The organism is Rhodococcus sp. P4_F3_2, assembly GCF_056401335.1.
This window is the reverse complement of sequence record NZ_JBFUJN010000028.1, coordinates 46,032-61,154: the sequence shown is the minus strand read 5'-3', so window position 1 is coordinate 61,154 and position 15,123 is coordinate 46,032. Positions and strand designations below refer to the sequence as shown.

Sequence of the window (15,123 nt, the reverse complement as noted above, 5' to 3'; positions counted from 1 at the left end):
GCCGAGGGCCGCACGGTGCTGGTGTCGAGTCACCTTCTCTCGGAGATGGCGTTGACGGCGGAGCAGTTGGTGGTGATCGGTCGGGGTCGGTTGATTTCGGATTCGACGGTGGCGGAGTTCGTGGATCGCTCGTCGGAGTCGACGGTGCGCGTGCGCAGCCCACAATTGGACGCTCTCCATGCCGCATTGACTGCCCACGGACTGACTGTCCGCGAGGAGCATTCAGGATCGGAGCCGGTGTTGGTGGTCGTGGATTCGACCACTGATGCGATCGGCGGTCTGGCTGGTTCGCAGGGAATCGTGTTGCACGAGTTGGCGTCTGTGCAGGGATCGCTCGAGGATGCGTTCATGAAGTTGACCGGAGACGATGTCCAGTACCACGCATCCGGTATCGATCCGGGTGCCGGAGCCCACCACACAAACACACAGCACGCTATGGGAGGTGCACTGTAATGGCTGTTCTCAGTGCTGAACGTATCAAGATCACCACGACCAAGTCGCCGCTGTGGTGCACGATCACAATCATCGTCCTAGGGTTGGGCGTCGCCTGGATGATCGGGCGTTCGTCGAGTTCGAGCATTCAGGCGTACAACGACGAAGCCGCATCAGGAACTCCTGATTTCGAGAAGTTCCTCCCCACGTTCAATGAAGCGGGACTGGGAGTTTCCGGCTTCGGCGTCATGGTCCTGATGATCATGGCGGCCCTCGCGATTACCAGCGAATACCGCTTCGGCATCATCCGCACCACCTTCCAGGCCATCCCGAGCCGGGCTTCGGTCCTGATCGCCAAAGCCGGCCTGATCGGCGCCTTCGGCGCGGCGCTGTCTTTCGTTCTCATGCTCGGCGCGGTATTCATCACCAAAGCTGCTGCAGGCTCTGAAGGTTCCACCAATCTGGCACTCGACAACGCCGATGCCTGGCGCGCCGTCTACGGCGTACCGATCTTCGCCTTCCTCTGCGTTGTCCTTGCCATCGCCGTCGGAGCACTCCTGCGGCAATCTGCCGGCGCTATTGCATTGCTCCTGCTCTGGCCGCTGCTCATCGAGAGCCTGTTCGGCATGTTCGGATCCTTCGGTAGAAACGTCACACCGTTCCTCCCGTTCGCCAACGCCGACCACTTCCTCTCTTCGGGTTCGAGCACCAATTTCCATTGGGGCCCTTGGGGAAGCCTGTTCTACTTCGCAGCATTTGTGCTGGTGGTTTTCGGAATCAGCATCGCCGTCGTCAACAAGCGCGACGCCTGACCTAACACCAAGACTGGCCGTACCGGAGATGTTCCGGTGCGGCCAGTTTCTTGTTGCCACAACCGCGGTCCACAGAAGTTAGGATAGGCTCACTTCCATCTGATTCGGCAACGAACTGAGGCAACGGACAGCGATGCAGACTCTGACAACCCAGACTATTTCCACTCCGGGCACCGAAATGCGTGTGTGGCGCACGCCGGCGCTCGATCGGAAATGCATCGTCTTCCTGCATGGCGCCGGAGTTGATCATCGAATGTTCGACGACCAGGTCGCGGAACTCGCGGGCGCCTATTCCCTGGTGCTGCCCGACCTACGCGGTCAAGGGCTGTCGATTCTCGAGGAAGGCCACCGCGCCACTCTCGACACTGTGATCGACGACGTGAAGGTCATGCTCGACTCGCTCGGAATCGATCGTGCAAGCATCGTCGGACACTCGTTCGGCGGAAACATCGCGCAGGAGTTCACCCATCGTCATGCGAATCGAGTAGACAAGCTCGTCATGATCGGCAGCCCTGGCCAGCACCGGGAAATGAGTGGAACCGCTGCCTCGGCGATCAAAATCGGCACGCATTTGTATCAACGGATCCCGTGGGGTCCCTTTGCCTTTTACAGTGGCCGGTGGTCGAGTCGAAATCCCGCAACTCGCAGATACGTTGCAGACTGCATGCTGGCCGCCGGACGGCAGACCTGGCTGGATCTGGGAACAAGCGGGTTCGCGTCACTCTGCCCGGTGGATACGGCACCCCGAAAGGAGACCCTCCTGATGCGGGGAGAGGTCGACATGCCGCGCCAACTCGATCGAATCTACGACGCCCTGAGCGACCAGCTACCGGACCTGATTCGCCGGGTGGTGATCACCGGCGTCGGACATCAATGCACACAGGACAATCCGGAAGAGGTCAACCGCGCGCTGGTCGAGTTCTTGGCAGACTGACCTCACGTGTCAGCGTTCCAGGTGCGCGGCAAGCTCTTTCATCCAATCGAGGAATGCCGGCGGGCCGTCGAACTGGACGCCGTCGACAGCAGCCACTTCCGGTGCAATGTCATCGCCCTTGACCACCAACGCTTCTCCACCCGAGGCAAGGACAGCAGCAAAGGCAGGTAGGTCACCACGGTCGTCGCCCGCGTACGCGACGACGTCGACGCCTGCGGTGGCGATCGCGCGAAGGAGGCCTGTCCCCTTGTCCTCCTCAACGGGTGGACGCAATTCTTCGACCAACTTGCCGGGCTCACGCCGCAACCCGGTCCGGCTCGCGATTTCTGTCGTCGCTGCTTCCACCAGGCGCTGCGCGACCGCTCGATCCGCGGCCCGACGCCAATGCACAGCCACCGCAAGGCCTTTGCTCTCGACGTGGATGCCAGGAACTGACTGAGAGTCGAACAGGCGACGCAGTTCGGCTTCTGCTTCGGCGACGGCATCACTGAACGCAGCGACGGCCGGAAGCACTTCGATTCCGTTCTCCGTCCAGGTCTCGACGCCGTAGGAACCCATGAGAACAACCGAATCCAGACTCAGTCGTTCTCGCAAGAACGACGCCGGCCGTCCCGAGAGCAAGCCCACCACGCCGAAGTGCCTCGACAAAGTCGCGAGCACCTCCTCGGCACCGGGCAGGAGCGCACTGGCCGACGGATCGTCGACGATAGGTGCAAGCACACCGTCGAAATCCATCACCAGTCCACAGCGAGCTGGATCGGACGTGAGTCGGAGGATGACGTCCGAAGCGGTTCGCATGGTTCGAGTGTGCCAAATCGATCGCACCCGCAATACCAACACCGGATCAGAATGTAATCTCTGCCACTTCGTCCAGGTTGTCCGGAAAGCGCAGGGTGAGCCGTGTCCACTCCCCTCCGGCGCCGATTCCGTCCGTTACAGTTCTCACGACGCTTACCAACTGGGGGGTAACGATGAGCGAATTGACTGTCGTCACTGACGACATCCGAAGGTACGGCTCGACGTCGGCCGAAGCTGCAGGACACATCGCGCAGGCCGCCGCCGTCGATCTGGGCGCCAACATCGCGGCAGTCGCACCAGCCGTCGGTCCTGTCGGCATCGAGTTTCTCGAGGCATTCGCGCGCGCCCAGGCAACTCACACCAAAGATGTTGCAGCACTGGCGACCTTCTACGCCGGCAACGCAGCAACGGCGAGTGCAGCCGCTCAGGCCTACGACACCACAGATCTTTCAACCGCGTCAGATCTGGCCGGCATCGCTGGATCGACGGACGTGACCGCGTGAACAGCGATCGCGTCGACACCGATCGCATGAACACCGAAGACGACTCGACGACGGTCCTCGAATTCCTTCAAGGTGGTGCTCCGGCCCCGGCATTGCCGAACAACACGGTCGAATCGATGCTCGCCGGCATACCGGTTCCGGCATTACCCGGAATCGAAGATCTGTTCGCGCCGTTGATCGAACTCGGGAAGAGCCTCGGCACCGGCACTTTTGCCGGCACCGATCCCGTCGGCATCTTCAACCAGGCGTCCACTCTCATCGACCAAGCCATGGGACTGTCCCAAAGGGCAGTCGCCGAGGTGGGCCAGACCTGGAACAGCACCGGCAGCGAAGCCGCGACCGAACTGTCGCGATCCGCCCAGAACAGCGGCGCAGAATTGAGCGAACGCGGAACCGCGATATCGAAAACCGCTGCTGCCGCCGCGGAATCGGTGCAGCGAGGCAACGCGAATCTCGCGGCGATCGCGCAGTCCTTCGCGACCACGGTTGCAGCTGCTGCACCGATCGCGTGGACACCACCAGGACAGGCGATGCTGATTGCCTCCGCAGCCGAACACATGCAGGCAGCCGTCGCGGCGGTGACACAGACTCGCGGGGAAATGCTCGGGCACACCGCTGCCATGAACGCCCTTGCCGGGTCGATCCCCGTGCCGACTCCACCGATCGGTGAGGCTCTCGCCAACCTTGCCACTCCGGAGGCGCTCGCCGACGCCGCCCGTCAGATCGCCCAACCTCTGGCGGCATCAGCCGCGTCGGCATCGCCGCTGTCTGGATCGCCGCTGTCTGGATCGACCGATGCCGGCGACGCACCGTTCTCCACCCGCTCAGGCGCCGACGCCGTTCGGACCTCGGCAGCGCAGGCAGGCGCCGGACTTCCGACCGGCGTCGACAAGCTGTGGGGCGCAGGCAATTCGTCGACGTCACTCGCAGCCGGCGGGTCGCCGTCGCCCAGTGCGACAGCGAGCTCCGGCGGAGCATGGGTGGGTGGAAGCGGCACTACCGGTGGAACGATGAGAGGTGCAGCGGGAGTTGCTGCAGTTCAACCGGTTCCGGTAGCAACGCCCGGCCTGGGTGCACCATCTTCGGCGGTCGGCAGTAGCGGCATATCGCCGGGCGGCATGATGGGCGGCGGTCCTCGCGGAACGCGGGACGACGAGTCGTCACGCACGACTCCGGGGTATCTCGTCAGCGCCGGTGACGAAAACTCGATGGTCGACGATCTACCGATGGTGTCACCGCCCGTGCTCGGTGCCGAGAATCCCGATCAGTACCTGTTCCGAGATCTCTGATCGGGACTCCCCGGCCGGGGCGGCATTACAACCTCAAACGAAGCCCAACTCCCGTACCGCCGCACGCTCCTGCTCCAATTCGCTGACGGACAGGTCAATCCGTTCGCGTGAGAAGTCGTCGATCGCGAGATCCGGAACGATAGCGAATTCACCATCGGCACAGGTCACCGGGAAGGACGAGATCAATCCTTCGGGCACCCCGTAGGAACCGTCCGAACAGACGGCCATGGATACCCAGTCGTCCTCGGCCGTTCCGATCACCCAGTCACGGACGTGGTCGATCGACGCGCTGGCCGCACTTGCCGCAGAGGACGATCCACGCGCAGCAATGATGGCGGTGCCTCGCACCTGCACAGTCGGGATGAAATCGTTCTCCACCCAGTCTCGGTCGTTGATCACCGCGAGCGCAGGCTCACCCGCGACGGTCGCGTGGGACAGGTCCGGGTACTGCGTCGCCGAATGGTTTCCCCAGACGGACACCTTGCGCACCGACGACGCACGAACGCCGGTCTTCTTCACCACCTGCGCAATCGCTCGGTTGTGGTCGAGGCGCGTCAGCGCACTGAACCGAGTATCGGGTACATCCGGCGCGTTGTTCATCGCGATGAGAGCGTTGGTGTTGGCCGGGTTTCCGACGACCAGCACCTTGACGTCCGAGGCTGCGTTGTTGTTGATCGCCTTCCCATGCGCTGCGAAAATAGCGCCGTTCGCGCTCAGCAAGTCGGCGCGCTCCATCCCCTTGCTCCGCGGACGTGCACCGACCAGCATCCCGACGTTCGCGCCGGAGAAGGCGACATCGGGATCGTCGGTGATGTCGATGGAGCTCAGCAAGGGAAATGCGCCGTCTTCGAGCTCCATCGCGACGCCTTCGGCTGCGGACACGGCGGCGGGAATCTCGAGCAGTCGAAGTTTGATCGGTACGTCAGCGCCGAGCATCTCCCCCGCAGCTATGCGGAAAAGCATGCCGTATGCGATCTGACCCGACGCTCCGGTCACCGTGACGGTTACGGGCGCAATACTCATTGCCGACTCCTCACCTGCCGTTTTCACGACTGTCCGTTCTACAACGCTGTAAGAACGGTTTCCACGCTAGTCGAGTAATCCGGCCACTTCGTGGTCCGTCAGTGTGGTTCTCGGCACTCGTCCCTCCGCCGTCACGAGTTCGACGGCGCGGTAGAGCGGACGCTCGGCCAGTCCGGCGCCGCGGGCTTCGGCACGCAACTGTTCGATCAGCACCGAGGACAACGCGGCAGCCGGTACCAACTCACTGGCCGCCAGGGCGTCGGCGAGCTTGCGGAGTGCAAGGATCTCCAATTCGCGCCCGCCCCCTGCCGTGTAGAGCGCGAGCGGTATTCGCACGGTGGACCGACCGTCACCGAGTGTCAGGCTGACCTCGCTGATCCGGCCGGATCGCACCGTCAACGCCGCCGTGAGCACCTCGGCCACGTCGACGTCGTTGGTGCGAAAACCAGCTTGTGCTCGAATCCTGTTGCCATACAAGGTGATATGCCGGCGCAGCGTCATCAGAATCGCCAGTGACGTCGGAACCGCGATGACGGCACCGACGATCACTCCGACCGTCATCGTCGAGAACACACTGACGATCAACCCGACGACCACACCGAAGACCACCACAACAACGGCGAACTTCTTCAGCCGCGGCGCGATCAACGCCACGGGAACCAGATCGAGCGAAACCGGTTCAGCCTCAGTGCTCAACGAGATCCCCGAGCTTGTCGACAACTTGGTCGAGCGGCACCGTCTCCTGCTCACCCGTCGCCAATTGTTTGACAACGACAACGCCCTCTTCGAGCTCGCGCTCGCCGAGAACCAACGCGACTGCGGCGCCCGAGCGATCGGCCGCTTTCATCGAGCCCTTGACGCCACGATTTCCGTACGCCAGGTCGACGCGAATCCCATTGGCACGCAACTGGTGTGCGATCTTCACCAGTGCCGCCTTCGCCTCGGCTCCCATCGGTACACAGAAGACGTCGACACGTGCCGGTGGCGCAACCGACTTACCCTCGGCCTCGAGCGCGAGAACCGTGCGGTCGACGCCGATTCCGAACCCGATCCCCGAGAGCGGCTGTCCGCCCAGCTGTTCCATCAGTCCGTCGTAACGACCACCACCACCGATTCCGGACTGCGCGCCCAGTCCGTCGTGCACGAATTCGAAGGTCGTCTTGGTGTAGTAGTCGAGGCCGCGGACCATGCGCGGGTTGACGACGTAGGGAACTCCCAAGGCGTCGAGGTGCGCTAGTACCTCGTCGAAGTGCGCCTTGCAGCTCTCCGAGAGGTGATCGAGCATGAGCGGTGCGCCGGCCGTCATCTCGCGTACATCTGGGCGCTTGTCGTCGAGCACCCGAAGCGGGTTGATCTCGGCGCGTCGACGCGTGTCTTCGTCGAGCGGGAGTGCAAAGAGAAACTCCTGCAGCAGTTCGCGGTACTGCGGTCGGCAGGTGTCATCGCCGAGAGAGGTGATTTCGAGGCGGAAGCCGTCGAGCCCCAACGACCGGAATCCGGCGTCGGCGATCGCGATGACCTCAGCGTCGAGCGCGGGGTCGTCGATCCCGATGGCCTCGACGCCGACCTGCTGCAACTGGCGGTAGCGGCCGGCCTGCGGGCGCTCGTAGCGGAAGAACGGGCCCGCGTAGCTGACCTTGACCGGCAACTGTCCACGATCGAGGCTGTGCTCGATGACGGCACGCATGACACCGGCGGTTCCCTCGGGACGCAACGTCACCGAACGGTCACCGCGATCGGCGAACGTGTACATCTCTTTGCTGACGACGTCGGTCGACTCACCGACACCGCGCGCGAACAGGCCGGTGTCCTCGAAGATCGGCAATTCGATGTGGCCGTACCCGGCCAACCTGGCGGCGCGCGTCAAACCGTCACGAACGGCGACGAATTCGGCTGACTGCGGCGGAACGTAGTCCGGAATTCCCTTGGGTGCAGAGAAGGTGCTGGCTTTACTCACGAGAGGTACTTTTCCTTATTCTTGTGCGCTGAGTCCAACGAGAAACGGGTTCGAGCTTCGCTCGGCGCCGATCGAACTGTTGCCACCGTGCCCGGGCAGGACCACGGTCTCGTCACCGAGTACCAGTAGCTTCCGGGCGATCGAAGCGAGCAACTGCTCGTGATTTCCGCCTGGCAGGTCGCTGCGCCCGATGGAACCCTGGAACAGGGTGTCACCGGTGAACGCCAAGTCCGCAGGCCCGCTCTCGGTGTTCGCCTGGGTGCGGAACACCACCGATCCCTGCGTGTGCCCGGGCGTGTGGTCCACGACGAACGTCATTCCGGCCTCGGTGATCTTGTCTCCGTCACTCAGTTCGATCACCTCGTCCGGCTCCACGAACGTCATGCCCTGAATGAATTCCTTCATCGTCGGGCCGATCCCTCGTGCCGGATCGCTGAGCATGTAGCGATCCTCGGGATGGATGTACGCGGGCACGGAGTACCGCTCACAGACCTCGCGGGCCGACCACACGTGATCGAGGTGACCGTGGGTCAGAAGTACTGCATTGACCGACATGTCCTTGGAGTCGAGATATTCGAAGAGCGGCTCGGCTGCATCCTGACCCGGATCGACGACTACGCATTCGCACGCGTCGTCCTGAGCGAGTATGTAGCAGTTGGTTTGGAACATCCCGGCCGGAAAACCAGTGACGAGCACGGGGGCAACTCCTCTTCGAAGGGTGGAAACGAACAACACGCTGTCGGTTACAGCCTAAGCTGCTGCCCCGCCAGTAAGTTCTCAGGTTGCAATGGGAGACTCTGACGACGAGTAGAGCCGCTTGCCGAAGCCGACCCCAGGGTGTCGCTCGGCGGGCCGACCACGATCCACCCGCGATACGGAGGACTACAGCAGTGCCGAGTAACGAGCAACGCCGCGAGGCGGCGAAACGCAAGCTCGAGCGTCAGCTCGAACGTCGCGCAGAACGTGCCCGCAAGCGCAAGCAGATGACGATAGCCGGAACTGCGCTCGGCGTGGTCGTCGTAGTCGGTGTCGTCGGTGGACTCATCTGGTTCAGCAATCGCAGTGACGACGACGCGAACACCACCAACACTGCTGCCGACGATTCGAGCCTCACGCCGCAGACCGCGGGTGCAATGCCGGCCGGTCTGTCGACGCCGCTGGCCGACACGGTTTCCTGCTCGTACCCGGCTGACGGCGCTACCGCGTCCAAGGCCAACAACCCTCCTCGTACCGACGGGATTCCCACCACCGCGCCGGACGCGACGCCGAGCATCAGCGTCGAGACCTCGCAGGGAAACATCGGGCTCACGCTCGACGGAACGAAGTCTCCGTGCACGGTCAACAGCTTCGTGAGCTTGGCGCAGCAGGATTACTTCAACGACACCACCTGCCACCGCATGACGACGAGCCCCTCGCTCCAGGTTCTGCAGTGCGGTGACCCGTCGGGCACCGGCTCCGGCGGACCGGGCTACGGATTCGACAACGAGTTCCCCACCACGGCGTACGCCACCACCGACCCGGCAGCGCAAGAGCCAGTCACCTACGCGCGCGGCACGGTTGCGATGGCCAACACCGGGACACCCGGTAGCAACGGCAGCCAGTTCTTCCTCGTCTACGGCGACTCACAACTCCCGCCGCAGTACACGGTTTTCGGCACGATCGACGAGACCGGTCTCGCCACTTTGGACAAGGTCGCGGCCGGCGGATCGACACCAGAGGGTGACGGCAAGCCGAATCTGACCACCGACATCAAGACAGTAAGGCTCGACTGATGCGACGTAATCCTGTGATGCGCTTTCCTGTAGTTATTGCCGCTGCAAGCGCCGCAGCGCTGCTTCTGGCTGGTTGTTCCAGTGATTCCGGTAGCTCGGACTCGCCGTCCAGCACCTCCAAGGCGAAGACGACAACGGCTGCCATGCCGCCGCTCGACATGTCACAGTTCGACGCACTCCCGCCTGTCCCGACTCCGGCGTCGGCGACTGTCGACTGCTCGTACCCGAGCGCGGCGGGCGCTGCAAAGACCGTCAATCCGCCGAACTCCACGGGCGTGTCCACCGAGGGAACCGTCAACGTCGCGCTCACGACTACGGCCGGCCCGATCGGGATGGAACTGAACCGGGCAGAAGCCCCATGCACGGTCAACAGCATCGTGAGCTTGACCGAGCAGAAGTATTTCGACGACACCCCGTGCCATCGACTGGTCACCACACCCGGTCTTCAGATCCTGCAGTGCGGCGATCCCTCGGGCAAGGGCACGGGCGGACCGGGCTACGGATTCGACAACGAGTACCCGACCACTGCGTACTCCGCTAACGATCCGGCGCTCTCCTTGCCTGCCGTCTACCCCCGCGGCACGCTCGCAATGGCCAACTCGGGTGCACCGGGCAGCAACGGCAGCCAGTTCTTCCTCGTCTACGAGGATTCGGTCTTGCCGCCCAACTACACGGTCTTCGGAAAGATCGACGACGCCGGCCTGGCGACGATCGAGAAGATCGCAGCCGACGGCGACGTGTGCGCCTTTATTAACCCCCCGCGGTTAATAAAGGCGCACAGCAGTTTACGAAGCAGAGGTCACGCGGTAGACGTCGTAGACGCCTTCCACATTGCGAACCACGTTGAGCACATGACCCAGATGCTTTGGGTCACCCATCTCGAAGGTGAACTTGCTGATCGCCACTCGGTCACCTGAGGTGGTGACCGAGGCCGACAGGATGTTCACCTTCTCGTCGGCCAACGCCTTGGTGACGTCGGAAAGCAACCGATGACGGTCGAGCGCCTCGATCTGGATCGCGACCAGGAACACCGAGGTCGCTGACGGTGCCCATTCGACGTCGATGATTCGCTCCGACTGATCGTGGAGCGAGTTGGCGTTGGTGCAGTCGGTACGGTGCACGCTGACCGCCCCACCGCGCGTGACGAAGCCCAGAATCGAATCGCCCGGAACCGGCGTGCAACACTTTGCGAGTTTTGCCACCGTACCGGGTGCTCCGGGAACCAGAATTCCGGAGTCACCCGTACTGCGGGTGCGCACCGGCATGGTCGACGGCGTCGAACGCTCGGCCAGTTCCTCCTCGACGGCGCCGACGCCGCCCAGATGAGCAACCAGTCGCTGCACGACGTGGTGCGCCGACACCTGGCTCTCGCCTACCGCCGTGTACAACGCCGAGACGTCGGGATAGCGAAGTTCGTGCGCGATCGTGCTCATCGATTCGGCGTTCATCAACCGCTGCAACGGAAGTCCCACACGGCGGACTTCCTTCGCGATCTGATCCTTGCCGGACTCGAGCGCCTCCTCGCGGCGTTCCTTCGCGAACCACTGACGGATCTTCGCCTTGGCACGCGGCGAGACGACAAACGTCTGCCAATCTCGACTCGGCCCGGCGGTTGCGGCCTTCGACGTGAAGACCTCCACCACTTCGCCGTTTTCGAGAGTTCGTTCCAGCGCGACCAGTCGGCCGTTGACCCTGGCACCGATGCATCGGTGCCCGACCTCGGTGTGCACCGCATACGCGAAATCGACGGGGGTCGATCCGGCAGGCAACGTGATCACGTCACCCTTCGGTGTGAAGACGAAGATCTCCTTGACCGCGAGGTCGTAACGCAACGATTCGAGGAACTCCCCCGGATCGGCCGCTTCTCGTTGCCAGTCGAGTAGCTGACGCATCCACGCCATGTCGTCGACCTCGGCGATGTCGCCCGCGTGCTTGCCCTTGGTCTCCTTGTACCGCCAGTGCGCGGCGATACCGAACTCGGCGGTCCGGTGCATGTCCTGGGTCCGGATCTGGACCTCCAGGGGCTTGCCTTCCGGTCCCACGACGGTGGTGTGCAGCGACTGGTAGACGCCGTAGCGCGGTTGTGCGATGTAGTCCTTGAAGCGTCCGGCCATCGGCTGCCACAGCGAGTGGACAACACCGACCGCGGCGTAACAGTCACGCACTTCTTCGCACAGAATGCGCACGCCGACCAGATCGTGGATGTCGTCGAAATCGCGGCCCTTGACGATCATCTTCTGGTAGATCGACCAGTAGTGCTTGGGCCGGCCCTCGACGATGGCGTTGATCCGCGAGGCGGACAGAGTCGAGTTGATCTCGGCGCGAACCTTGGCCAGATAGGTGTCACGAGAAGGCGCGCGATCGGCGACCAGTCGAACGATCTCGTCATACTTTTTCGGGTGCAGGATAGCGAACGAGAGATCCTCGAGTTCCCACTTGACGGTCGCCATTCCAAGTCGATGTGCAAGTGGCGCAATGACTTCGAGAGTCTCTCGCGCCTTACGTGCCTGCTTCTCGGGCGGCAGGAATCGCATCGTGCGCATGTTGTGCAGACGATCCGCGACCTTGATCACGAGCACGCGCGGGTCCCGCGCCATCGCGATGATCATCTTGCGGATGGTTTCGCCCTCGGCGGCGGTACCCAGAACGACCTTGTCGAGTTTGGTGACTCCGTCGACGAGGTGAGCGACCTCGTCACCGAAGTCCTTGGTCAACTCGTCGAGTGAGTACCCGGTGTCCTCGACGGTGTCGTGCAGCAGGGCTGCGACGAGGGTGGTGGTGTCCATACCCAACTCGGCCAGAATGCTTGCGACGGCCAACGGATGCGTGATGTACGGATCGCCGGACTTGCGACGCTGGCTCGAATGTCTGTCCTCGGCGACGTCGTACGCACGCTGGAGCAGCGCGAGGTCGGCCTTCGGATACAGCTCACGGTGGAGGCTGACCAACGGCTCGAGCACCGGGCGGATGGTGGCGTTGCGCTGACCGGTGATGCGCCGAGCAAGCCGAGCGCGCACCCTACGGGAGGCGGAAGCGGGCACGGCCAGGTTCTGCCCACCCCGATTGCCGGCAGTTTGCGCAGATCCCGAATCGTCGGGCACCGCGGACTTCGATGGTGTCGTCTCCGGAGCCGGATCTGCACCCGTCCCCTGCGACACTGCACCCGAGTTCTGTGATCGATCAAGATTCGACGTCATGTCGCCACCTCCTACCACCGAGTTGGTTGAGGCAACCGCCCTGCATCGGGTAATTGCCCTGGAGGTCTAACTCGACCCCCAGGAGACAACTTTAATACTCAGACCTTCACCAGGGATGTCAGTGGGTACTTCAAGAAGCGATCTCGACCGCGCAGTTCCTCGATCTCGAGCACCACTGCGACGCCGACGACGTTCGCTCCACCCAACTCAACCAACTGTACAGCCGCCTCGAGTGTCCCTCCGGTAGCCAGAACGTCGTCGATCACCAGAACATTCCGCCCGGTGAGATCGAAGCCGTTTGCGGGGATCTCGAGAGTCGAGGATCCGTACTCGAGGCTGTACGAACGAGAGAGTACCGGCGGCGGCAATTTGCCGACCTTCCGCACGGCCACCACCCCAGCACCCATCTTCGCAGCCGCGCCGGCACCGAGCAGGAACCCGCGAGCATCGACGGCGGCAATCGTGTCGGCGTCCGGAGCACAGGCGACAAGGGCGTCGAGCACGGCCCCGAACCCCTCGGCGTCGGCGAACACCGGAGTCAGATCGGCGAACCGAACCCCGGGCCCGGGAAAGTTGTCTGCCCAGCGAGTCAGCCGAACAACGGCGTCTCCGGCAGCCCGGTGGATTGCGATCAATTCTTCAGGCGTGTGCAAGGCAACACCATTCGAGACGCTCATCTGCGTAATACCCATCTGTCCATGTTCCAGCCGGTAGCGGCCCGAGTCGGATTGACCAACACTGCCGACATGCCTGGAGCTACAGCGACAGTTCGTAGTTGATTGAACAGTGGAATCGTAGGCACCTGGGTCCACAGGATGTTCTCCGCCTCCACCGAGAGTCCCAATTGCGCACTGGTGCTCGCATCCACGTTCAACTGATCGATGATCTGATCGATCCGTGCATTTCCGTACGTACCGAGGTTTGCGCCGTTGCCCGATCGCAACGCTCCGCGCGCGTCGATCATGCTCGCTGTTCCGCCTGCCCCGACTTTGCCTGCCATGCCGGAAAGCACAGCGTCGACTCCCCCGGACTGCAGACTCGCAGGATCGAAGCTGTCGGTACTCGCGTCCTCGATCGTAATTCCCGCCGGAGCACACGCGGCTTTCGCTTCAGAGACGATCTGCGCCCGCACCGGGTCAGGTGCGAGGTACCCGACCCGGACGGTCAACTGGTCGAGATCGGCTTCCGACAACGACGTCTTCGCGGCATCGACGTCGGCATTGGCGTACCGGTCACCGTCGACCGCAGCGGCGTCGCTGTACACGAGTGAATCCGGCGCCATCAGTCGCGAATCGACCACGCCGGAACCCAGACCAGCCTGCGGCGCGTTATCCGTCTGCCCGAACTTCTCGAACAGAGTTGTCCGCGGAACACAGTGCGCGAACGCTCGACGGGCGGCTTCGTCGCCCAGCGAACCAGACGTCGCGAGAACGAACTGCTCGATCGACCGCGACGGAATCTGTTGGACGTCGAACCCGGACGGAGTACCGAGCTCGCCGGCCGACCCGGAAGCGACGTCGACGACCTCGATCGAGTTCTTGTCGAGATCCTCGGTCAGATTCACACCACGTGGCCAGACGACGATGCGATCGGTCGCGGGCTTGTTGCCCCACCACCGCTCGTTCGCGACCAGCACCAGGCCGTCGTCGGCGCTGTACGAGTCGATTCGATACGGACCAGCGGAAGGCAGTACGGAGGTGTMCACCTGACCTGGAGTCAGGTTCCACCCGGTGTTCCAGAAGTCGGCGATCTTCGACAACGCTTCGGTGTCACCGGCATTCACCGCGCTCACYACGTCGCCGACTCCGGCGCGCTGCGTCACGATGTGTGAAGGCATCAATGCAGTCGCACCGAACAACGACCGCCAATCGGTGAACGATCGCCCGGGCTTGAAGAAGACAGTCGCGTCCTTCGACCCGCTCTGGCAGTCGATCCGGTCGATGTCCGCGTAACCGAGATTGTTCGCCGTGTCGAACATGGGCTTCACCGCACCATCGACGTCTTTGGTGAACTTGCCACTCGACGCCGCCCAGGTGAGGACCAGATCGTCACAGGACATCGGAATCCCGTCGGAGTACACCGACGCCGGATTGAGCTTGTACGAGACCGTGAGCACGTCACCGGGCAACTCCGACGCCGTGCCGATGTCGGTGTCCGACACAGGAGCACCGGCCGGACCGGTGAACGTGAAGCCGGGAAGCACCCGGCCGAACGCGGCCATCGCCCCGGACACCGATCCAGCTGTCGTGTTGGCGTTGTACGTGGAGATGGAGTTGTCGATGGCATATCCGATGGACGGAACCTGCTCGGCGCTTTCCGAGCAGGCCGCCAGCGAACCGGCAGCCACAGCAGTGGCCGCAACGAACGTCATCGATCGAACCAGTGTGCGTGTTCTTGGGAGCATGT

At 63.1% G+C, this 15,123-nt stretch carries 13 protein-coding genes and 2 pseudogenes; 7 read left to right on the top strand and 8 right to left on the bottom strand.

All coding sequences use genetic code 11. From position 1 onward, the window contains the following. The 3 genes and pseudogenes from AC1DWA_RS25495 to AC1DWA_RS25485 form a co-directional block, all read left to right on the top strand. Positions 1-453, top strand: a pseudogene (locus AC1DWA_RS25495) (ABC transporter ATP-binding protein); the annotation flags it as partial. Further along, positions 453-1,244 carry an ABC-2 transporter permease gene (locus AC1DWA_RS25490; protein ID WP_019748317.1) on the top strand — a complete coding sequence of 264 codons (792 nt, stop codon included), beginning with the start codon at positions 453-455 and terminating at the stop codon, positions 1,242-1,244. The pseudogene AC1DWA_RS25495 and the gene AC1DWA_RS25490, both read left to right, overlap by 1 nt. A 133-nt stretch (positions 1,245-1,377) precedes the next feature. After that, entirely contained in the window at positions 1,378-2,178 is an 801-nt protein-coding gene (locus AC1DWA_RS25485) for an alpha/beta fold hydrolase (RefSeq protein ID WP_070386639.1), read from the top strand. 9 nt (positions 2,179-2,187) lie between these two features. Here AC1DWA_RS25485 and otsB read toward each other — a convergent pair whose 3' ends face one another. Next, a complete protein-coding gene (otsB, locus tag AC1DWA_RS25480; protein ID WP_019748315.1) occupies positions 2,188-2,976 on the bottom strand; it encodes a trehalose-phosphatase in 789 nt (262 codons plus the stop codon). 173 nt (positions 2,977-3,149) lie between these two features. On the opposite strand from otsB, the gene AC1DWA_RS25475 reads away from it, so the two are divergent. Beyond that, positions 3,150-3,479, top strand: a complete 330-nt coding sequence (locus AC1DWA_RS25475; protein WP_182261921.1) for a type VII secretion target — start codon at positions 3,150-3,152, stop codon at positions 3,477-3,479. Further along, entirely contained in the window at positions 3,476-4,768 is a 1,293-nt protein-coding gene (locus AC1DWA_RS25470) for a hypothetical protein (protein WP_477846757.1), read from the top strand. Before AC1DWA_RS25475 ends, AC1DWA_RS25470 begins: the two co-directional genes overlap by 4 nt. Positions 4,769-4,801: 33 nt before the next feature. Here AC1DWA_RS25470 and AC1DWA_RS25465 read toward each other — a convergent pair whose 3' ends face one another. From AC1DWA_RS25465 to AC1DWA_RS25450, 4 genes are all read right to left on the bottom strand, one after another. After that, positions 4,802-5,791, bottom strand: a complete 990-nt coding sequence (locus tag AC1DWA_RS25465) for a malate dehydrogenase (protein ID WP_477846758.1) — start codon at positions 5,789-5,791, stop codon at positions 4,802-4,804. A 66-nt stretch (positions 5,792-5,857) separates the two neighbouring features. Beyond that, on the bottom strand, positions 5,858-6,487 hold the full coding sequence (locus AC1DWA_RS25460; RefSeq protein WP_047888379.1) for a hypothetical protein: 630 nt from the start codon (positions 6,485-6,487) through the stop codon (positions 5,858-5,860). Beyond that, the gene (gene hisS, locus AC1DWA_RS25455; protein WP_019748310.1) at positions 6,477-7,748 is read right to left on the bottom strand and encodes a histidine--tRNA ligase; all 1,272 of its coding nucleotides are present in this window, start codon (positions 7,746-7,748) and stop codon (positions 6,477-6,479) included. Before hisS ends, AC1DWA_RS25460 begins: the two co-directional genes overlap by 11 nt. A gap of 15 nt (positions 7,749-7,763) precedes the next feature. Beyond that, a complete protein-coding gene (locus tag AC1DWA_RS25450) occupies positions 7,764-8,444 on the bottom strand; it encodes an MBL fold metallo-hydrolase (protein ID WP_477846759.1) in 681 nt (226 codons plus the stop codon). 194 nt (positions 8,445-8,638) lie between these two features. Between AC1DWA_RS25450 and AC1DWA_RS25445 the strand changes: the two genes are divergently transcribed. Together AC1DWA_RS25445 and AC1DWA_RS25440 are read left to right on the top strand one after the other, a co-directional pair. Continuing rightward, the gene (locus AC1DWA_RS25445; RefSeq protein ID WP_070796917.1) at positions 8,639-9,520 is read left to right on the top strand and encodes a peptidylprolyl isomerase; all 882 of its coding nucleotides are present in this window, start codon (positions 8,639-8,641) and stop codon (positions 9,518-9,520) included. Further along, positions 9,520-10,257 (top strand): annotated as a pseudogene (locus AC1DWA_RS25440) (peptidylprolyl isomerase); the annotation flags it as partial. The gene AC1DWA_RS25445 and the pseudogene AC1DWA_RS25440, both read left to right, overlap by 1 nt. 48 nt (positions 10,258-10,305) lie before the next feature. Here the strand turns inward: AC1DWA_RS25440 and AC1DWA_RS25435 are convergent. From AC1DWA_RS25435 to AC1DWA_RS25425, 3 genes are all read right to left on the bottom strand, one after another. Beyond that, on the bottom strand, positions 10,306-12,717 hold the full coding sequence (locus AC1DWA_RS25435; RefSeq protein WP_477917180.1) for a RelA/SpoT family protein: 2,412 nt from the start codon (positions 12,715-12,717) through the stop codon (positions 10,306-10,308). Between the two features lie 98 nt (positions 12,718-12,815). Next, on the bottom strand, positions 12,816-13,394 hold the full coding sequence (locus tag AC1DWA_RS25430; protein ID WP_019748305.1) for an adenine phosphoribosyltransferase: 579 nt from the start codon (positions 13,392-13,394) through the stop codon (positions 12,816-12,818). After that, positions 13,391-15,121 carry an ABC transporter substrate-binding protein gene (locus tag AC1DWA_RS25425; protein WP_477917178.1) on the bottom strand — a complete coding sequence of 577 codons (1,731 nt, stop codon included), beginning with the start codon at positions 15,119-15,121 and terminating at the stop codon, positions 13,391-13,393. Before AC1DWA_RS25425 ends, AC1DWA_RS25430 begins: the two co-directional genes overlap by 4 nt. Positions 15,122-15,123: the final 2 nt, after the last annotated feature.

Bases quoted from the DNA above. Each gene is read 5' to 3' on its own strand.
- AC1DWA_RS25465 (WP_477846758.1), bottom strand. From the start codon at position 5,791: ATGAGTATTGCGCCCGTAACCGTCACGGTGACCGGAGCGTCGGGTCAG.
- AC1DWA_RS25490 (WP_019748317.1), top strand. From the start codon at position 453: ATGGCTGTTCTCAGTGCTGAACGTATCAAGATCACCACGACCAAGTCG.
- otsB (WP_019748315.1), bottom strand. From the start codon at position 2,976: ATGCGAACCGCTTCGGACGTCATCCTCCGACTCACGTCCGATCCAGCT.
- AC1DWA_RS25435 (WP_477917180.1), bottom strand. From the start codon at position 12,717: ATGACGTCGAATCTTGATCGATCACAGAACTCGGGTGCAGTGTCGCAG.
- AC1DWA_RS25475 (WP_182261921.1), top strand. From the start codon at position 3,150: ATGAGCGAATTGACTGTCGTCACTGACGACATCCGAAGGTACGGCTCG.
- AC1DWA_RS25485 (WP_070386639.1), top strand. From the start codon at position 1,378: ATGCAGACTCTGACAACCCAGACTATTTCCACTCCGGGCACCGAAATG.
- AC1DWA_RS25430 (WP_019748305.1), bottom strand. From the start codon at position 13,394: ATGAGCGTCTCGAATGGTGTTGCCTTGCACACGCCTGAAGAATTGATC.